This is a genomic window from Phytohabitans maris, assembly GCF_031085175.1.
In the GTDB taxonomy this organism is placed as follows: domain Bacteria; phylum Actinomycetota; class Actinomycetes; order Mycobacteriales; family Micromonosporaceae; genus Phytohabitans; species Phytohabitans maris.
The window spans coordinates 112,254-131,223 of sequence record NZ_JAVHUY010000009.1 but is presented as its reverse complement, the minus strand read 5'-3'; the positions used below and the strand labels follow the sequence as shown (position 1 = coordinate 131,223).

19 protein-coding genes are annotated in these 18,970 nt (G+C 73.0%); 16 read left to right on the top strand and 3 right to left on the bottom strand.

Annotated elements, in window-relative coordinates; translation table 11 throughout:
• Positions 1 to 66: 66 nt before the first annotated feature.
• Positions 67 to 948 (bottom strand): LysR family transcriptional regulator, encoded by an 882-nt coding sequence (locus RB614_RS11795; RefSeq protein WP_308712478.1) that lies wholly within the window; start codon positions 946 to 948, stop codon positions 67 to 69.
• Positions 949 to 1,032: 84 nt separating this feature from the next.
• Between RB614_RS11795 and gabT the strand changes: the two genes are divergently transcribed.
• From gabT to speB, 10 genes are all read left to right on the top strand, one after another.
• Entirely contained in the window at positions 1,033 to 2,355 is a 1,323-nt protein-coding gene (gene gabT / locus RB614_RS11790; protein ID WP_308712477.1) for a 4-aminobutyrate--2-oxoglutarate transaminase, read from the top strand.
• A 125-nt stretch (positions 2,356 to 2,480) separates the two neighbouring features.
• Positions 2,481 to 3,092 carry a helix-turn-helix domain-containing protein gene (locus RB614_RS11785; RefSeq protein WP_308712476.1) on the top strand — a complete coding sequence of 204 codons (612 nt, stop codon included), beginning with the start codon at positions 2,481 to 2,483 and terminating at the stop codon, positions 3,090 to 3,092.
• The gene (locus tag RB614_RS11780; protein ID WP_308712475.1) at positions 3,089 to 4,135 is read left to right on the top strand and encodes an LLM class flavin-dependent oxidoreductase; all 1,047 of its coding nucleotides are present in this window, start codon (positions 3,089 to 3,091) and stop codon (positions 4,133 to 4,135) included. Before RB614_RS11785 ends, RB614_RS11780 begins: the two co-directional genes overlap by 4 nt.
• A complete protein-coding gene (gene argH / locus RB614_RS11775) occupies positions 4,125 to 5,549 on the top strand; it encodes an argininosuccinate lyase (RefSeq protein WP_308712474.1) in 1,425 nt (474 codons plus the stop codon). Before RB614_RS11780 ends, argH begins: the two co-directional genes overlap by 11 nt.
• A complete protein-coding gene (locus RB614_RS11770) occupies positions 5,546 to 6,394 on the top strand; it encodes a polysaccharide deacetylase family protein (protein WP_308712473.1) in 849 nt (282 codons plus the stop codon). The genes argH and RB614_RS11770 overlap by 4 nt, the downstream gene beginning before the upstream one ends.
• Positions 6,391 to 7,341 (top strand): polysaccharide deacetylase family protein, encoded by a 951-nt coding sequence (locus RB614_RS11765; protein ID WP_308712472.1) that lies wholly within the window; start codon positions 6,391 to 6,393, stop codon positions 7,339 to 7,341. Before RB614_RS11770 ends, RB614_RS11765 begins: the two co-directional genes overlap by 4 nt.
• Complete coding sequence (locus tag RB614_RS11760) at positions 7,338 to 8,252, top strand: ABC transporter substrate-binding protein (protein ID WP_308712471.1); 915 nt, start codon at positions 7,338 to 7,340, stop codon at positions 8,250 to 8,252. Before RB614_RS11765 ends, RB614_RS11760 begins: the two co-directional genes overlap by 4 nt.
• Positions 8,253 to 8,255: 3 nt before the next feature.
• Positions 8,256 to 9,125 carry an amino acid ABC transporter permease gene (locus tag RB614_RS11755; protein WP_308712470.1) on the top strand — a complete coding sequence of 290 codons (870 nt, stop codon included), beginning with the start codon at positions 8,256 to 8,258 and terminating at the stop codon, positions 9,123 to 9,125.
• A complete protein-coding gene (locus tag RB614_RS11750) occupies positions 9,122 to 9,889 on the top strand; it encodes an amino acid ABC transporter ATP-binding protein (RefSeq protein ID WP_308712469.1) in 768 nt (255 codons plus the stop codon). The genes RB614_RS11755 and RB614_RS11750 overlap by 4 nt, the downstream gene beginning before the upstream one ends.
• A 35-nt stretch (positions 9,890 to 9,924) precedes the next feature.
• Positions 9,925 to 10,914 carry an agmatinase gene (gene speB / locus RB614_RS11745; protein ID WP_308712468.1) on the top strand — a complete coding sequence of 330 codons (990 nt, stop codon included), beginning with the start codon at positions 9,925 to 9,927 and terminating at the stop codon, positions 10,912 to 10,914.
• 35 nt (positions 10,915 to 10,949) lie between these two features.
• On the opposite strand, the gene RB614_RS11740 is transcribed toward speB, so the two are convergent.
• Together RB614_RS11740 and RB614_RS11735 are read right to left on the bottom strand one after the other, a co-directional pair.
• Complete coding sequence (locus tag RB614_RS11740; protein WP_308712467.1) at positions 10,950 to 11,762, bottom strand: SAM-dependent methyltransferase; 813 nt, start codon at positions 11,760 to 11,762, stop codon at positions 10,950 to 10,952.
• A 145-nt stretch (positions 11,763 to 11,907) separates the two neighbouring features.
• Positions 11,908 to 13,188 (bottom strand): helix-turn-helix domain-containing protein, encoded by a 1,281-nt coding sequence (locus RB614_RS11735; protein ID WP_308712466.1) that lies wholly within the window; start codon positions 13,186 to 13,188, stop codon positions 11,908 to 11,910.
• 163 nt (positions 13,189 to 13,351) lie between these two features.
• On the opposite strand from RB614_RS11735, the gene RB614_RS11730 reads away from it, so the two are divergent.
• The 6 genes from RB614_RS11730 (at position 13,352) to RB614_RS11705 (ending at position 18,934) form a co-directional block, all read left to right on the top strand.
• Positions 13,352 to 14,104 carry a sulfotransferase-like domain-containing protein gene (locus RB614_RS11730; protein ID WP_308712465.1) on the top strand — a complete coding sequence of 251 codons (753 nt, stop codon included), beginning with the start codon at positions 13,352 to 13,354 and terminating at the stop codon, positions 14,102 to 14,104.
• A gap of 73 nt (positions 14,105 to 14,177) precedes the next feature.
• Complete coding sequence (locus RB614_RS11725; RefSeq protein ID WP_308712464.1) at positions 14,178 to 14,750, top strand: hypothetical protein; 573 nt, start codon at positions 14,178 to 14,180, stop codon at positions 14,748 to 14,750.
• Positions 14,747 to 15,754: a BtrH N-terminal domain-containing protein gene (locus tag RB614_RS11720; RefSeq protein WP_308712463.1), complete on the top strand. Its 1,008-nt coding sequence runs from the start codon at positions 14,747 to 14,749 to the stop codon at positions 15,752 to 15,754. Before RB614_RS11725 ends, RB614_RS11720 begins: the two co-directional genes overlap by 4 nt.
• Positions 15,751 to 17,094 (top strand): DegT/DnrJ/EryC1/StrS family aminotransferase, encoded by a 1,344-nt coding sequence (locus RB614_RS11715; RefSeq protein ID WP_308712462.1) that lies wholly within the window; start codon positions 15,751 to 15,753, stop codon positions 17,092 to 17,094. Before RB614_RS11720 ends, RB614_RS11715 begins: the two co-directional genes overlap by 4 nt.
• On the top strand, positions 17,091 to 17,960 hold the full coding sequence (locus RB614_RS11710; protein ID WP_308712461.1) for a transketolase: 870 nt from the start codon (positions 17,091 to 17,093) through the stop codon (positions 17,958 to 17,960). The genes RB614_RS11715 and RB614_RS11710 overlap by 4 nt, the downstream gene beginning before the upstream one ends.
• The gene (locus tag RB614_RS11705) at positions 17,957 to 18,934 is read left to right on the top strand and encodes a transketolase family protein (protein WP_308712460.1); all 978 of its coding nucleotides are present in this window, start codon (positions 17,957 to 17,959) and stop codon (positions 18,932 to 18,934) included. The genes RB614_RS11710 and RB614_RS11705 overlap by 4 nt, the downstream gene beginning before the upstream one ends.
• The last annotated feature ends 36 nt before the right edge of the window (positions 18,935 to 18,970 follow it).

Here is an 18,970-nt window from a genome sequence, read left to right as displayed (position 1 = left end):
CCAGCGCGCCCCGGGCTCCCTTCCCGGTGGGGGTGCGGCGTTCCGGACGCTCCGGGCCGGTGCGGCTCACGCCTGGGCGAAGTGGGACGCGCAGAACTCGGTGAGCCGCTCGGCGGTGCCGGCGAGCTGCCGGGCGGCGACATGCCGCGGGTGCCAGGCGGCGTACACGGGCATGGTGAGGATGCCGCCGCCGGTGTCGATGCGGACGCCGCGCAGGCCGAACCGGCTTTCGTCGGAGACCACGGCGTGCCCGCCGCCGGCGGCGGCCAGTGCCTGCGCGATCTCGGGCGAGGTGACCTCGCGGACCGCGTCCAGGGCGAGGCCGGCGCGGGCGGCGGCCCGCTCCAGCAGCTGCCGCTGGGCGAAGTGCCGGGGCAGCACGAGGAGGCGGGCCGGGTCGAGGGCGGCGATCTCGACCACGTCGCCGGGGATCTCCGGCTCCGGCGGGCGTACGTAGAGCCAGATCGGGAAGTCCGCGATGCGCCGGCTGTCGAGGTGCGGCGGCGGCGCGGTGGGGGAGAGGACGAGGTCGGCCGCCCGGCGGTCGAGCAGGTGGTGGAGCTCCGGCGGGGACGCGGCGGCGACCGAGGGCATCGGGTCGTCGGGCCGGGACTCGGCGATGAACGGCGCGACGACGTCGGTGATCGTGGTCGGCGGGGCCGCGATCCGCAGGTGCCGCAGGCGGCCGCTGGCCAGCCCGTGTGCCTCGGCGCGCAGGCCCTCCGCCCGGTACAGCAGGTCTCTGGCCAGCGGGAGCAGCGCCGCGCCGGCGGCGGTAAGGGTGAGCCGGCCGCGGCCGCGCTCGAAGAGGGCGGTGCCGAGCTCGCGTTCGAGCCCGCGGAGCTGGCGGGAGAGCGCCGGCTGGGCGACCCGGACCGCCGCCGAGGCGGGCGTGACACCGCCGTGGTCGGCGATGGCGACGAAATAGCGCAGTGTGCGGAGTTCCATGCCACCCCTCCATACCGCTCAGGCATGGAAACGATAGTGATCGGGACTTGGACAGTATGGCGCGGGCGTTCTGATCATGGCCAGATGGAGCAAGCACGCATTCTGAAGACCGCGATTCCGGGTCCGCGCTCGATCCGGCTGCACGCCCGCGAGCGGGCCGCGGTGGCCGGCGGCATCGGCGTCACCCTGCCCGTGTACGTGGAGCGGGCCGCCGGCGGCATCGTCCTGGACGTCGATGGAAACCAACTGATCGACTTCGGCTCCGGCATCGGGGTGACCGGGGTGGGCAACGCCGCCCCGCGCGTGGTTGACGCGGTCCGCGAGCAGGTCGGCGCGTTCACCCACACGTGTTTCATGGTGACGCCGTACGAGGGGTATGTGGCGGTCTGCGAGCGCCTCAACGAGGTGGTGCCCGGCGATCACGAGAAGCGGTCGGCGCTGTTCAACTCCGGCGCCGAGGCGGTGGAGAACGCGATCAAGATCGCCCGGTATCACACCGGGAGGAGCGCGGTGGTCGCCTTCGACCACGCCTTCCATGGTCGTACCAACCTCACGATGGCGTTGACGGCGAAGAACATGCCGTACAAGCATCGGTTCGGGCCGTTCGCCGGCGAGGTCTACCGGGCGCCGATGGCCTATCCGTACCGGTGGCCGACCGGGCCGCAGCGGTGTGCCGAGGAGGCGTTCGCCGCCTTCACCGCGCAGGTGCACGCACAGGTGGGGGAGGAGAACACCGCCGCGGTGATCGTCGAGCCGATCCAGGGTGAGGGCGGCTTCGTGGTACCGGCGCCGGGGTTTCTCGCCCAGGTCGCCCAGTGGTGCCGCGAGCACGGGATCGTCCTGGTCGCGGACGAGGTGCAGACCGGGTTCTGCCGGACCGGGGACTGGTTCGCCTGCGTGCACGAGGCGGTGGTGCCGGACCTGGTCGTGACCGCGAAGGGGATCGCCGGTGGGCTGCCGTTGGCCGCTGTCACCGGGCGGGCGGAGGTGATGGACGCGGTGCACCCGGGTGGGTTGGGTGGCACGTACGGTGGCAACCCGGTCGCTTGCGCGGCGGCGCTGGCCGCGATCGAGACGATGCGGGCCGAGGACCTGTGCGGCGCGGCCCGCCGTATCGAGGCGGTGATGAAGCCGCGACTGGCCGCGCTGGCGCGGCGGTTCCCGGCGGTCGGTGACGTACGCGGCCGCGGCGCGATGCTCGCGGTGGAGCTGGTCGAGCCGGACACCAAGACCCCCGCGCCGGGCCTGGCCGCCGCGGTCTCGGCCGCCTGCCACCGCCAGGGGCTGATCACGCTCACCGCCGGCACGTACGGCAACGTGCTGCGCTTCCTGCCTCCGCTGGTCATCGGCGAGGATCTGCTCCGCGAAGGGCTCGACATCCTCGACAGCGCCTTCGCCGCCGCCTGACCCGTCCGCCGGGAAGTTTTACCAGCCCGACCCACCTCGACACTTCCACGAAACACTGTGTCGTGCTATGAAACTCTTGTGTCCTAGTGCAGGTCACGGAGGTAGACGGCCGCTGTGAGGGAAGAGTGTCGATCAAACGTTCACCGGATGAGGCAGACGGCGTCCCGGACGCCGCGGTCGCCGCGTTGGGTGCCCGGCTGCGGGCCGTGCGGCTGCGCCGCCGCGAGACGCTGGAGTCGCTGGCGGGGCGGAGCGGGCTGACCAAGAGCTTCCTGTCCAAGCTGGAGCGGGGCCGGGCCTCGGTGTCGGTGAGCGCACTGCTGCGGATCTGCTCGGCGCTCGACGTTCAGCTCGCCGAGATCATGAACGGGCCGGAGGGGCGGCTGGTGCGGGCCGGCGGGCTGACGCGGGTCGCGCTCGGCGGCGAAGGGCTCACCGAGTACCAGCTCACGCCGGGCGACGAGCACCGGATCCAGGTGCTGCTCAGCGAGATCGAGCCCGGCGGCGGGTCCGGCGCGGAGTACTACACCTTCCCGGTCGAGGTCGAGTTCGTCCACGTCATCAAGGGCCGGCTCACCGTCTCGCTGGAGGGCGAGGTGCACGAGCTCGCCCAGGGCGACGCGCTCACCTTCGTCAGCGTGCCGCACGCCTTTCACAACCCGGGTCCGGAGCCCGCCACCGTGCTGTGGGTGATGACCCCGGCCCTGCCCCGCGACGAACGGAGCGTTTCCCGATGACCACCACCTCCCGGCCGCGGCTCGGCTTCGCGGTCGGCTACGACCCGTCCGCCTCGGTGGGCGACATGGCGGCGCTGATGGCGCGGGCCGAGGCGCGCGGCTTCGACACCGGGTTCTTCTCGGAGACGTTCTACACCAACCGCGACTCGGTCTCCGCGGTCGCCGCGTTCGCGACCGCGACCAGCCGGATCGCGCTCGGCACGACGCAGGTGGTGCGGCTGCGCAGCCCGCTGGTGATGGCGCAGACCGCGGCGAGCCTCGACGAGCTCTCCGGCGGGCGGTTCGTGCTCGTCGTCGGCGCCTGCACCGACAAGCACGCCGCCCGCAACGGCCTGCCGCCGCAGGCGCCCGGAGTGGTGCTACGGGAGTACGTGGAGTGCGTCCGGCGGCTGCTCACCGGCGCGCAGGTCACGTTCCGCGGCCGGTACGTCAGCCTGGACGGGGTCGGTCTCAACTGGACACCCGCCCGCGCCGACATCCCGATCTGGATCGCCGCGGCCAGCCCGCTCGGCCTGCGGATCGCCGGCGAGATCGCCGACGGCGTCCTGCTCGACGCCGGCACCTCCCCCGAGTACAGCGCGAACGCGCTCGCCATCGCCCGGCAGGCGCGGCGGGCCGCCGGCCTCGACTGGGCGGGCTTCACCGTGGCCCAGCTCGTCAACACCTCGATCGAGGAGACCAAGGCCGCCGCGCTGGAGGCGGTGCGCTGGGAGGTGGCGTCCAAGTTCAAGTACCCGTCCACGGCCCGCGGCAAGGTGCTCGTCGGCGAGCCCAACATCAGCCCGGACGCCCCGGCCGAGCTCTCCTCGATCTACGCAGAGAAGGGGCTCGACGCGCTCCTCGCCGCCATCCCCGACGGGTACGTGGAGGCGCTCACCGCCGCCGGACCGGTGCCCGAGGTGCGCCGCCGGCTGGAGAGGTACCGCGCGGCCGGCGTCGACCTGCCACTGGTGCGCGCCGCCACGGCCAGGCAGGTCGACCGGCTGCTGGGCGCGGTGGAGGAGCTGACCGGGCCGGCCGGGGAGGCGCGCGATGTCCGCTGACGGGCGCCTCTGGGGCGGGCGCTTCGCCGTCCCGCCGGCGCCGGAGATGGCGGCCCTGTCCCGCTCCGAGCCGGCCTACTTCGACCTGCTCCCGTACGACGTGGCCGGCTCCCGGGCGCACGTCGCCGGCCTGAGCCGGGTCGGCGTGGTCACCGCCGAGGAGGCCGCGCGGGTCGACGCCGCGCTGGCCGCGATCGCCGGCGAGTACCGCGCCGGAGCGCTCACCCCCGCCCCGGGCGACGAAGACGTCCACGGTTTCGTCGAGCGGGTGCTCGCCGAGCGGCTCGGTCCGCTGGCCGGCAAGATCCGGGCCGGCCGGTCCCGCAACGACCAGGCCGCCAACAACCTCCGGCTGTACCTGCGCGACCGGGCCCGTACCGTCCACAGTGGCCTGCTCGACGTGGTCGACGCCTTGCTGGAGCAGGCGCGCCGGCACGCGCGCACGCTGGCGCCAGGCTTCACCCACCTGCAGCCGGCCCAGCCGGTCGCGTTCGGGCACCTGCTGCTGGCGCACGCCCAGCGGGCCTGGCGCGACGCCGACCGCATCCGCGACTGGGACGCGCGCACCGCGCGTTCGCCGCTCGGGGCCGCCGCGCTGGCCGGTTCGCCGATCGTGCCGCACCCGGAGGAGGCGGCGCGCCGGCTCGGCTACGACGGCGTCTGCGCCAACTCCGTCGACGCCGTCTCCGCCCGCGACCACGTGGCCGAGTTCCTCTTCGCCGCCTCGATGGCCGGCCTGCACCTGTCCGGGCTGGCCGAGGAGGTCTGCCTCTGGGTCTCCGACCAGTTCCGGTGGGCGCGGCTGCACGACGCGTACGCGACCGGCAGCTCGATCATGCCGCAGAAGAAGAACCCGGACATCGCGGAGCTGACCCGTGGCAAGGCCGGCCGCCTGCTCGGCAACCTGACCGGGCTGCTCGGCGTGCTCAAGGGGCTGCCGCTGGCGTACAACCGGGACCTGGCCGAAGACAAGCGGGCCGCGATGGACAGCGTGGAGACGTTGCTGCTGACCCTGCCCGCGATGGCCGGCATGATCCGCACCCTGGAGTTCGACGCCGAGCGGATGCGCCGCGACGCGGCCGCCCGGTTCGCCCTCGCCACCGAGGTGGCCGACTGGCTGGCGCTGCGCGGCGTCCCGTTCAGCGAGGCCCACGAGATCACCGGCCGGCTCGTGCGGCTCTGCGAGGAACGCGGCTGCGACCTGCCCGACCTCGACGCCGCGGCGTTGCGGAGCGTCGACGCCCGCCTCGGCGCGCAGGTGCGCGACGTACTGAGCATCGAGGCGGCGGTGAGCCGGCGTACGGCCGCCGGGGCCACCGCACCGGAGCGCGTCGCCGAGCAGCTCGACGCGCTCGCCGCCGACGTCGCCGCCGCTCGTGACTGGGCCACGGGATACCCGGGACCGCGCGCATGACCGCCGCGATCTGGCCGGAGGGCGCCACCTCCTGCGTCGCCCTCGCGTTCGACCTCGACGGCCCGACCGGCGCCGCGATGCTGGACGGCAGCATCTGGCGCTCACCCCGGCACTTCGCGCTCGGCGGGTACGACGCGTACCGGGCGCTGCCGCGCGTGCTGGATCTGCTCGACCGGTTCTCGGTACCGGCCACGTTCTTCGTGCCGGCGCGGGTGGTCGAGATGTGGCCGGACGCCTGCCGGCGCATCGTCGACCGCGGCCACGAGGCGGCGCACCACGGCGACCAGCACGAGTGCTACTGGGACCTGACGCCGGACCGGCAGCGGGAGGTGCTCACCCGCTCGCAGGAGGTGTTTCGCCGGCAGCTCGGCGCACCGGCCGTCGGCTTCCGCACGCCCTCCGGCGACTGGCACCCGGGTACGCCGCGACTGCTCCTCGAACACGGCATCGGCTACTCCAGCTCGATGCGGGACGACGACCGGCCGTACCGGCACGTCCTCGACGGTACGGTGACCGACCTGGTGGAGATCCCCGCCCGGGTCGACCTGGACGACTACGCCTACTTCGCCTACCACCGCGACCCGGACTTCCCGCGCGGCCAGGACCGCATCGCCAGCTATCGCTCCACATTGGACAACTGGCGGCGCGAGTTCGACGGGCACCACCGCGCCGGGTCCTGCCTCACCACGATCTGGCATCCGAAGGTCTCCGCCACGCCCGGCCGGGTCATCGTGCTGGAACGGCTCCTGGAGCACATGACCGCCGCCGATGGCGTCTGGTTCGCCCGACTCAGGGACGTCGCCGCGTGGTGGCGGTCCCGTCCTTCACCGGGAGGCCCGTCGTGACCGGCGAAGCCGTGCGGCACGAGGACGGGACGCCGCGCTGGCCGGACGGGTACGGCTGCGCCGCGCTGGTGACGGTCAACTTCGACGCCGAGGCGCTGCTGCTCGCCGAGCCGGGGATGGCCGGCCGGCAGAAGACGCTCTCCGTGCTCCGCTACGGCGCGACCCGGGGCGCCGGGCGGCTGCTGGACGCCCTCGCGGCCGCGGGCGTGCCGAGCACCTGGTTCACGCCGGCCGTGACCGCCGAGGAGCACCCCGGCGTGGTGCGGGACGCCGTCCGCTCCGGGCACGCGGTCGGCCTGCGCGGGTACGCGTACGAGCCGCTGGACCGGATGCCGGCGGCGGAACGGACCGAGCGCCTCGCCCGCGCCGCCGAACTGCTCCAGGCCGTCACGGGCGAGCCGGCGCGCGGCTTCCGCCTGCCGGTCGGGGAGTGGCCGCCGTCGCTCGCCGCCGAGCTGGCGCGGCTCGGGGTCGCCTGGTCGTCGAGCTGGTACGGCGACGACACGCCGTTCACGCTCGAAGCCGGCGCCGGACGGTCCATCGTGGAGTTTCCGGTGCACCACGCGCTGGACGACCGCATCGCCTTTTACTGGAACGTCAACCCGCCCATCCCGGCCGGCCAGTCCAGGATCTCCCCGTACGGCGAGGTGCTGGAGAACTGGCTGCTGGAGTTGGAGGGCTGCCGGCGCGAGGGTCTGCTCTTCGTCCTTCAGCTGCACCCGGAGATCTGCGGCACGCCGGGGCGGATCGGGCTGGTCGAGGAGCTGCTCGCCACGCTCGCCGCTGACCCGTCGGTGTGGCGCCCGACCGGCGACGAGCTGGCCCGCTGGTGGGCGGCCGCGCATCCGGCCAACCCGCCCGGGCACCCGGCCGACGTCTTCTTCGACACCTCTGACCCCGGCGCGCTCGGGCGCGCCGGCATCCGAGAAAGTGAGACAACACGATGACCGTATCCTTTTCGACGCGCCGGTCCGGGCTGTTCGCCCGTGCCGTCGCGGTCGCCGCCGCCCTGCTGACCGTGGCCGCCTGCGGTGACGGCGGATCCGGCGGCGACAGCGCGGCGGAGCCGACCAGCTCGGCGATCCAGCCGATCCAGGTCACCCTGCCGGAGAAGATCAAGTCCGCCGGGGTACTCCGCGTCGGCACGAGCTTCAACTTCCCGCCGCTCAACTTCAAGAACGACAAGAACGAGTACGACGGCATCGAGCCGGCCCTGATGGACGCGCTTGGCCAGAAGCTCGGCCTGCGGATCGAACGGGTGGAGACCAACTTCGCCGGGCTGCTTCCCGGCCTGCAGGCGGACCGGTTCGACATCGTCGCCTCCGGCATGAACGACACCACCGAGCGGCAGGCCGAGGTGGACTTCGTCGACTACCTGGAAAGCGGGACGTCGGTGCTGGTGAAGAAGGACAACCCCAAGGGGATCGACGGGCCGGACGACCTCTGCGGCGCCGTCCTCGGCGAAACCGTCGGCACCGTATACATCGGACAGTTGGAGAAGCTCTCCGCCGACTGTACGGCCGCGGGCAAGCCCGCCATCGACATCCAGACGCTCCCCTCCGGTTCCGAGGTGGCGCAGGCGATCGTCACCGGACGGGTCGACGCCACGTTCGCCAACCACGTGGCCAACCTCTACTTCGCCGACCAGACCGGCGGGCAGCTGGCGGTCGTCGGTGACCGGGTCAGTGCCGTGCCGCTCGGCATCGCCCTGCCCAAGGGCGACAAGGTGCTCGCCGACGCCATCCGAGCCGGGCTCACCTCGATGATCGAAGACGGCAGCTACGGCCGGATCCTCGACGAGTGGGGGATCACCGACGCCGCCCTGACGACCATCACCGTCAACGGGAAGGCAGCCTGAGCGGTGACGCTGAAGATCCTCCCGTCCCGGCGTACCGGAACGGTTGGGCTGGACGAGGTGGTCGTGCCCCGCCGCCATCCGTGGCGGTGGCTGCTGGCCGGGCTCCTGCTGCTCCTCGTCGTGATGATCGTCGAGGGACTGGCGACCAACCCGGCCATGCGCTGGGACGTCGTCGGCGACTACCTCTTCGCCGAGCCGGTGCTCGAGGGACTCCTCATGACGCTGCGGATCACCGTGCTCGCCATGCTGATCGGCATCGTGCTCGGCGGGATTCTCGCGGTCATGCGGCTGTCCGGCAACCCGGTGCTGCTCGCGGTGAGCCTCGGCTACTCGGCGCTCTTCCGCAGCATCCCGGTCCTCGTCCAGCTGCTGTTCTGGTTCTTCCTGTCGGCCGTCCTGCCGAAGATCGGCCTCGGCGTACCCTTCGGCCCGGTCTTCGTGGAGGCCGAGACCAACTCGCTGATCAGCCGCTTCGGCGCCGCCCTGCTCGGCCTCGGCCTGGCCGAAGCCGCGTACATGGCGGAGATCATCCGGGCCGGCCTGCTGAGCGTCCCACGTGGACAGTCGGAGGCCGCCGCCGCGCTCGGCATGCCGCCCGGCAAGGCGCTGCGCAGGATCGTCCTGCCGCAGGCGATGCGCTTCATCGTCCCGCCCACCGGCAACCAGGCGATCTCCATGCTGAAGATGACGTCGCTGGTGATCGCGATCTCCCTGCCCGACCTGCTGACCTCGGTACAGACCATCTACGCCCGGAACTTCCTGCAGATCCCGCTGCTCACCGTCGCCTGCTTCTGGTACCTGGTGATGACCGGTGTGCTCAGCGTCGGGCAGTACTTCCTGGAGCGGCGCTTCGGCAAGGGGGCCTCCACATGACCGAACCAGTCGTCCGCGCCGAGGCGGTGACCAAGAGCTTCGGCCACGTACGGGCGCTGCGCGGCGTCGACCTGGACGTGTTCCCCGGTGAGGTGGTCTGCCTCATCGGTCCGTCCGGATCCGGCAAGAGCACGTTCCTGCGCTGCGTCAACCACCTCGAGAAGGTCGACTCTGGACGGTTGACAGTGGACGGGGAGCTGGTCGGCTACCGCCGTGCGCGGGGAAAGCTGTACGAGCTGCGGGAGAGCGAGATCTGCCGGCGCCGCGCCGACATCGGCATGGTCTTCCAGAACTTCAACCTCTTCCCGCACCTCACCGTCCTGCAAAACCTCATCGAGGCGCCGATCCAGGTGCGGCGCGAGCCGAAAGCCGAGGCGGTCGAACGGGCCCGGTCGCTGCTCGAGCGGGTCGGCCTGTCGGACAAGGAACGTAGCCATCCGGCACAGCTGTCCGGCGGTCAACAGCAGCGGGTCGCCATCGCGCGGGCACTCGCCATGCGCCCCGCGCTGATGCTCTTCGACGAGCCGACCTCGGCGCTCGACCCGGAACTGGTCGGCGAGGTACTGGAGGTGATGCGCGGCCTCGCCGCGGACGGCATGACGATGATCGTCGTGACCCACGAGATGGGCTTCGCCCGCGAGTCGGCCGACCGCGTCGTGTTCATGGCGGACGGCGTGGTGGTGGAGTCCGGCCCGCCGGACGAGCTGCTGCGCGCGCCGAAGCACGAACGCACCCGCGCGTTCCTCTCCAAGGTGCTGGCCTGAGCCGGCACCCGAATGCCCCACGGAAGGTAGATCCTGTGCCCCACACCTCGCCCGCCGGCGCCGGACCCGTCGGCCCGGTGGACGCCCGTACCGTGCCCCGGTTCGCCGGGCCCGCCACCTTCGCCCGGCTGCCCCGGCTCGACCAGGTCAGCGCGTTCGACGTCGCCGTCGTCGGCGTGCCCTTCGACACCGGTGTCTCGTACCGCCCAGGGGCCCGGTTCGGCCCGGGGCACGTGCGCGAGAGCTCACGGCTGCTGCGCCCGTACAACCCGGCGGTGGACGTCCAGCCGTTCGCGGCCATGCAGGTGGTCGACGCCGGCGACATCTCGTGCAGCCCGTTCGGCATCGAGGAGGCCATCGCGTCGATCGAACGCGGCGCCGACGAACTGCTCGCCACCGGGGCCCGGCTGCTGACCATCGGCGGCGACCACACCATCGCCCTGCCGCTGTTGCGCGCCGTGGCCCGCCGGCACGGCCCGGTGGCGGTGGTGCACTTCGACGCCCACCTGGACACGTGGGACTCCTACTTCGGCGCCGACTACACGCACGGCACCCCGTTTCGGCGCGCGGCCGAGGAAGGGCTCATCGACCGCGAGGCGAGCGTGCACGCGGGCATCCGGGGCCCGCTGTACGGCCCCGCCGACCTCGCCGACGACCGCCGCATCGGCTTCACGACCGTGACCTGCCCGGACATCGAGGCGGACGGGCTGGCCGGCGCGATCGACCGGATCCGGGCACGGGTCGGCGACCGGCCGGTGTACGTCTCCGTGGACATCGACGTCCTCGACCCGGCACACGCGCCCGGCACCGGCACGCCCGAGCCGGGTGGCCTGACCAGCCGGGAGCTGCTGGCCATGCTCCGCTCGTTCCGCGACGCCAACCTCGTCTCCGCGGACGTCGTCGAGGTGGCGCCGCCGTACGACCACGCCCAGATCACCGGCTTCGCCGGCGCCCATGTCGCGTACGAACTACTCTCCGCGATGGCCCTCGGGGCGGCTGGGGACTCCAGCGATCCGGCTGGTTGAGCCGCTTCAGGACGTCGCGGTGTCGCGTTTCGCTGTCAGGGCTTGCGTGCCACGGCGCCGTATCCGTCTACCGGCGCCACGGTGCCGGCGTCGGGGTCGGGGCGCCAGTGGGAGACCGGGACCAGGCCCGGCTCCAGTATTTCCAGGCCCTCGAAGCAGCGGGCGATCTGCTCCGGGCTTCGCCCGATGTACGGGACGGCGCCGGTGTCTTTGTAGTCTTCGAGTGCTCTGACCTGGTCGTCACTGGTGCTGGTGCCGTCCCACATCACGAGGTAGCTGCCGGAGGGGACGGCGGCCATCACGCGGGCCACGATGGAGCGCATCTCGTCGTCGTCGGCGACGTGGCCGAGGACTCCCATGAACATGACCGCGACCGGCTGGGTGAGGTTCAGGATGTTTCGGGCGTCGGCGACGACCTGCTCCGGGTGGTGCAGGTCGGCGTTGACGTAGGCGGTGACGCCGTCGTCGGTGGTGTTGGTGAGCAGTGCGCGGGCGTGTGTCAGCACCAGCGGGTCGTTGTCGACGTAGACGATGCGGGCGTCCGACGCGGCGCGCTGGGCGACCTCGTGGGTGTTTTCCAGGGTCGGCAGTCCGGTGCCGATGTCGAGGAACTGGCGGATGCCCGCGTCGGTGGCCAGGTAGGTGACGGCCCGGATGAGGAACTGCCGGGCCTGCTTGGCGAGGTCGAACACCCCTGGGAAGGTCGCGGCGAAGGCGTCCCCGGCCTCGCGGTCGACGGCGTAGTTGTCCTTACCACCGGACCAGTAGTTCCAGATCCGCGCCGAGTGCGGCACGGAGGTATCGATCTTGGTGTAAGGCTCGCCGTCGGTGGACGACCTGTCGCTCATGGTGTTGTCCCTCCCGGAGAGATAGCTCAACCCGCCACGCGAAGCCTAGCGGTCGCCCGCATTGTCGAGAATGGACGGTGGCCGCTTTGTTACGACCGCTGGCGCGTGCCCTGCCAGCAGGGTGCCGGCCGCGCAGCGGCCCGGTTCAGCCCCGGGCGGCGGCCTGCTGGCGCAGGGCGTCGATCTTGCGCCAGGACTCGGCAGCCCGGCGGTAGTTGCCGTCCGCCTCGTAGCGCTCCGCCGCCTTGCGCTGCCACTCGATGGCTTCGTCGATGCGGCCGACCCGCTGCAGCGCGTCGCTCAGCCCGGCGAGCGCGATCACCGTCTCGCTGCTGTTGACCTGCTGGGGCCGGTCGAGCAGCTCGGTGTAGAGCCTGGCCGCCTCGGCCGGGTTGCCGGCGGTGAGCTCGTAGTGCGCGCGCTCGCGCTGCGCCGCCAGCCGGTCCGGCTCGAGCCCGGCCAGGCGCGCGTTCAGCTCGGCCGAGTCGATCCAGTCGCGGGCCTTTTCGACGTCGTGCCCGCCCTCCAGCAGGACCGACGCGGTGAACCGGGAGAACCGGAGCCAGTCGTGCAGGGTCATGGTGCCGAAGACCAGGGTCTGGTGTGCGGCCAGCAGGTGCTCGTACGCCGGGGCCGGGCGGCCCATGCGGGAGTAGGCCATGCTGGCGATCCAGTGCGTCCGGCCGAGGACGCCGGCGTACCCGCCGTCGTTCGCAAGCCGGATCATCTCCTCGATCGTGCGCTCGGCGGCGTCGAAGGCGTTGGTCTCGACCTCGATCGAGGCGAGGATGCCGAGCAGCTGGACGTGCTCGCTGCTGCCGCTCAGCTCACCCTCGCTGACCAGCTCCACCGCCTCCTGGGCGGCCTTGTGCGCGCTGGCGAGCCGGCCCATCTCGCGCAGGATCGACGCGTTGTGCGCGGCCAGCACGACCTGGATGGCGGGGGAGCGGTCCACACTGGGGAACCGCCGCAGCTCGTCGACCAGGGCGAGCCGCTTCTCCTGGTCGCCCTGGTCGGTCAGGACCTTGAGCAGCTCGATGCCGTACGCCAGGCCCGCCTCGTCGTTGCCGGTGCGGCGCGCGCCGGCGAGCTTTTCCTCGATCAGCTTGCGGGCCCCGGCGAGGTCGCCCATCTCGGAGAGACGGCGCATCTCGACCTGGGCGACGAGCTCGGAAGGCTCCCTGCCGCGGCCGCCGCCGAGGCCCTCCACCTCATGGCCGAGCAACTCCTGAGGGGTGACGTCGAGCAGGCGGGCCAGCCGGATCACGACCTCGAGGCTGGGCACCCGGCTGCCGTTCTCCAGCAGCGAGATGTAGCTGGGCGTCATGTTGTCGCCGGCCAGGGCCTTCTGCGACAGACCCAGCTCGATGCGGCGGCTGCGCAGACGGTTACCAAACTCCGGTTGACCCATCACGAGGTCTTTCATGGGTGCTGTCGACTCCAGTCACTAAGCCCAATGTTTACCACTGTATCGCCACGCCGCTCCCTGGATGGTACTCGAATCGCCTGTCCTCGACGAAATCTCGGTGTTGACGACATTAGATTACTACAGTCATCATAGCCTTACTGGAGTTGAGGAGGTGGCAGGGATGTCCGGGAGCGTCGGGAGTCGTCCATCCGTGGTGGCGCTGTGGAGCGCCCCGCGGTCACGATCGACCGCCTTCCTGCGCATGATCACCGAGCGTGGCGATCACGTGGTGTTGCACGAGCCGTTCTCGCAGCTCACCGACTTCGGGGAGTACGCCGTGGCCGGGCACACCGTGCGCAGCGAGGCCGAGCTGGTCGCGCGGATCGAACGGCTGGCGGCGGACCGACCCGTCTTCTTCAAGGACACCACCGACTTCCGCTACCCGGGTCTGCTGGCCGACCGCGGTTTCCTGCGCCGGGTCAGCCACGTCTTCCTCATCCGTGACCCGGCGGCCGCCATCGCCTCGCACTTCGCCCTCAACCCGCGGCTGACCAGCCCGGAGGTCGGGTTCGAGCGACTTGCCGAGATCCACGACGCGGTCACGGCCGCGGGCGGCGCGGCCGTGGTGGTCGACTCCGACGACCTCGTCACCGATCCGCCGGCCACCGTGGCGGCGGTCTGCGCCGCCGTCGGCTGGGACTTCCGGCCGGACGCGCTGTCCTGGTCACCGGGTCTGCTGCCGCAGTGGCAGCGCACCCGCCGGTGGCACGTGCGCACCGGCGCCACCGACGGCTTCCGCCCCGTAGCCGCCGAGTATCCGGACACCGTGGCCAACCATCCCGTGCTCGCCGCCTTCGACGCCCATCACCGGCCGTTCTACCAGCGGCTGCGGGACCGGCGGATCGCCGTCGGGAGGAGCGGCGGTGTCCGTTGAGACCGAAGCAACCCTCACCGGCCCTGGTCGCCTGACCGGCGCGGACGCCACGTCCTGGAAAGGAGCACCTCCGATGCGGGAGCAGGTCCCGATCGAGCTGGCGGCACACCTCAACAACGCCGGCATCACCCAGGCCGGCGACACCGGCGGCGGCCGGTTCAACGTCTGGCGCAACTCGCTGCCCGGCGAGGAGCTGCCCTTGGGCCGCCCGGTCGATATCGGCGGCGTCCGCTTCGCTTTCCCCGCCGCCGGACCCGGCCGGCCCGACAACGTGCGCTGCGAGGGGCAGCTCGTGACGGTCCCGCCCGGCCGGTACGACTGGTGCTGCCTGCTCGCCGCGGGGGAGCGGCGGGTCGAGGACGAGGTGGCCCTGCACTTCGCCGACGGCAGCGTGGACTTCGAGACGGTGCGCGTCTCCGACTTCTGGGCCGCCTCGGCGGTGTTCGGTGAGGACGAGGCCGTCGCCACGTCGGCCATGCACTACCCGCGGCACGTCCAGCCCGGGGTCACCGCGCACATCTGGTACCAGCGCGTGCCGGTGACCCGCCGGGCCGAGCTGCGCCGGTTGCGCCTGCCGCACAACGTCGCGCTGCACGTCTTCGCGGCCACCTTGTGCCCGTCCCGGGACGAGGTGAACGCGGCATGACCTGCGTTCGGGGCGTAGCCCAGTGGTACCGCGACCCGGTCAGCTGCCTGCAGTCCACGCTGGCCACCCTGCTGCTGGAGGCGGGCCACGACCCGGTCGAGGTGCTCGGGCTGAGCTGGGAGTTCCGGTATCACCCCGGCGACGTGCGGCCGGAGGAGTACTACTGGCCCTGCCGCCGCCCCGGCGACCTGGCCGGGAGCCTGCTGCCGCTGCACGAGGTCACCTCGCGCTGGCGGGCGATCGACCCGGCCGACCCGCTCGGTGAGTGGCGCGACGCGCTCGCCGCGGGGCGGCTACCGGTGGTCGCGGTCGACAACTACCACCTGCCGTTCCGGCCCGCGTACCGCGACGTGCACGCCGCCCATCTCCTGGTGGTGTACGACGTGGACGGGACGGCCGGCACCGTGGCGGTGTCCGACGCCATGCCCCCGAGCTTCGCCGGCCCGCTACCCGCCGAGGTGCTGCTGCGCAGCTGCGGCGCCGCCGGGGTGGACGACGAGCAGGACGTCTTCTTCAGCGGCCCGGTCACGAGCGGCGGCCGCTGGCTCGACGTCCGCCTGCCGGCCGCGATCCCGGCCCTCGACCCGGGTCGCCTGGGACTCGCCCTGGACGTCAACGCCGCCGGGTTCGCCGCGCTCTCCGGCGACGTCTGGACCGGCGCCGAGGGGCTCCGCCGGTACTGCGCGCGGATGGGCACGGCGGCCACCCCGGAGCTGCTCGCCGAGGCGTACACGTTCGGCTGGGGCATGCAGGCCCAGGCGGCCTTGCACGGCGAGCTGCTGCGCACGCTCGGCGCCCGCTGGGACCGGCCCGCCCTGGCCGAGGCCGGTCGCCGGGTCGAGCAGGTGGCGCACCGCTGGACCGCGGTCCGGGTGACGGCCGCGCACGGCCGCGCCGACCCGGCCGCCTGCGCCGGCCCGCTGCGGGACCACCTCGGCAGCCTGCGGCGGGCGTACCAGGAGGCGCACGCCGCCCTCGGCCGTGCCGCCGCCGACCTCCGATGACCACGACCGCGAAGGAGCTCACCGTGACCGCCCCGTCCGTTCCGGTCCGCCGGCGTGCCGCGGAGGTGCTCGCCGCCTTCGGCGGCGCCCCGGCCGTGCCCCGGGCGCTGCGCAACCTGCCCTGGCCGGTGATCACCGACGCCGACCGGGCCGCCGTCACCGCCGTGCTGGACGACCATCTGGTCTCCAACGCGGACGGCGAGACCGCGGTCAGCCGGCTGGAGAACCGCTGGGCCGAGCTCTGCGGCACGCCCGCCTGTGTCGCCGTGTCGAACGGCACGACCGCCCTGTCCCTCGCCCTGGCCGCGCTCGGCATCGGGCCGGGCGACGAGGTGGTGGTGCCGGCGCTCAGCTTCGTCGCGTCCGCCCTCGCGCCGCTGCACCAGCTCGCGGTGCCGGTCTTCGCCGACATCGACCCGGTCAGCTTCACGCTGGACCCGGACTCCGTCGCGGCGGCGATCACCCCGCGGACCGCCGCGATCCTTCCGGTTCACCTGCACGGCCAGCCGGCCGACATGGACCGGCTGGGCGCGCTGGCCGCCCGGCACGGCCTCGCCGTGGTGGAGGACGCCGCGCAGGCCCACGCCGCCACCTGGCGTGGCCGGCCGGTCGGGCAGCTGGGCGACGCCGGCTCGTTCAGCCTGCAGGTGACGAAGAACCTGCCCACCTGCGGAGAGGGTGGCCTGGTCACCTTCACCGACGCCGCGGTGGGCGCGCGGGCCCGCACGGTCCGGCAGTTCGGCGAGGTGATCGAGCCCGGCCGCGACCGCGACTACCTGTCCCACCGGCTCGGCTGGAACCACAAGATGAGCTCCGTCCAGGCCGCGTTCACGCTGTCCCAGCTCGACCGGTTCCCGGCGTACGAGGCGGCCCGGCAACGCCACGTGGCCGCCTTCCTCGACCGGTTGCGGTCGCTGCCAGGGCTGATCCCGCCGGGTGTCGTGCCCGGCAGCACCCACGCCTGGCACATCCTGCGGTTCCGGCTCGACCCGGCGGCCGCCGGCCTGCCCGGCGTCACCCCCGGTGCCCTGCGCCGGGCCGTACACCGCCTGCTGCAGGCCGAAGGAGTGCCCATGTCGCGATACCAGATCCGGCCGCTCCCCGAGCAGCCCGTCTTCACCGACCGCGTCGGCTTCGGCGGTGGCGTGCCCTGGTCGTACGCCGCGCCGGCGCCCACCCCGCCGACCCCGGTCACCAGCGCGGTGATCGACGACTCGCTGACCCTGCAGAAGCGGCACCTGCACCCGGACGCCGGACCGGCGCTGGAGCGGTACGCGGACGCGTTCGAGAAGGTCTGGGCGAACCTGCCGACCGTGGCGAGCATGGCGAGGGCACGATGACCGTCCTCGCCGTACCAGCCGCCGGCCGCACCACCGCGACCGAGGTCGAGGCGGCCGCCGCCCGGATCCGGCACCACGTCGTTGACATGTGCGCCGGCGCCGAGGGCGGCCATCTCGGCGGCTCGCTGTCCTGTGTGGACATCCTGAGCGTGCTGTACTTCGACGTCCTGCGGGTCGACCCGGAGCGGCCGCACGACCCCGGGCGCGACATCTTCCTGCTGAGCAAGGGGCACGCGGCCATCGCCCTGTACGCCACCCTGGCCGAGCGCGGTTTCCTGGACCCCGCGGAGCTGGCCGGGTACGGCCGGCGGGGCAGCCGGCTGCTCGGCCATCCGACCCGGGCGGTCCCCGGTGTGGAGCTGCCGACCGGATCCCTGGGCCACGGGCTCGCCCTCGGCCTGGGCCTGGCCCTGTCCGCGCGGATGCGCGAGGCGGGCCGGTTCGGGCCGCGGCGGCGCACCTACGTCCTGCTCGGCGACGGCGAACTGCAGGAGGGCTCGTGCTGGGAGTCGGTGATGGCGGCTGCCTCGACCCGGGCGGACCACCTGGTCGCCGTGGTCGACCGCAACGGCCTGCAGCTGGGGTCGCCGACCGAGCGGGTCTGCCCGATGGAGCCGCTGGGCGAGCGCTTCCGCGGCTTCGGCTGGGACGTCCGGGAGGTGGACGGGCACGACCACGGCGAGCTGCGCGCGGCTCTGGGCACCGCCCCGTGGACCGCGGGCCGGCCCGGCGTCGTGATCGCCCGGACGGTGAAGGGCAACGGCGTACCGGCCGCGGAGAACCGGATCGACGCTCACTACACCACCCTGCCGGCCCGGGTCGCCGCCCGCGCCCATCGGGACCTCAGCCTCCGGAAGGCGTCGTGACCGCCCCGGTCGCGGCGCCGGTCGCCACCCGGCACGCGTACCGCGACTGGCTGATCGCCCGGATGCGGGACGACCCCCGGGTGATCTGCCTGGACTCCGACACCGGCCTGTTCACCGGCGCCGACTTCGGCCCGGCCGCGGACCGCTACCTGGACCTGGGCATCGCCGAGCAGAACCTGTTCGGGGTGGCGGCCGGACTGGCCCACGACGGGTGGCTGCCGTACGTGAACACGATGGCCGCGTTCGCCGCGTGCCGCGCCGCCGAGACGGTGAAGATCGACATCGCGTACAACCGGCTCCCGGTCCGGATCGCGGCGACCCACGGCGGCCTGGCCGCCGGTCATCTCGGGCCGACCCACCACGCGCTGGAGGATCTGGCGGTCATGCGCGCGATGCCGGCGATGACGGTTCTGGTCCCCGGCGACGCGGCCGACACCGTGGCCCTGCTCGACCAGGCGCACGATCGCGACGGTCCGGTCTATCTGCGGCTCGGCCGCAAGCCGACTCCGGACCTGCCGCCGGCGCCACCACCCCGGATCGGCGTGCCGCGGGTGCGGCGTGACGGGACCGAGGTCTGCCTGCTGGCCTGCGGCCCGCTGCCGACGCTGCGGGCGCTGGCCGCGGCCGAGGTGCTGGCCGCGGCCGACGGCGTGAGCGCGCGCGTGGTCCAGGTGCACACGCTGAAACCGCTGGACGGCGCGGCGATCGCGGGCGCCGTCCGGGGCTGCGCGGCGGTCGTGACCGTCGAGGAGCACTGGCGCGAGGGCGGCCTCGGCTCGGCGGTGGCCGCGCTCCTGGCCTCCCGGCCGGGCCCGCGGCTGGTCCGGATGGGCGTCGGCGACATGTACGTCTCGGCGGTCGGCAGCCAGGAGGAGCTGCTCGACGCGGTCGGGATCACGGCGGCCGGGATCGCCCGCGCCGCCCGCTCGGCGCTGCGGCCCGGGCTCGACTCGCCCCTGTTCGCGACGTTCTGACGTTCTGACAGTTTCGCGCGTACCGACAATCGAGGA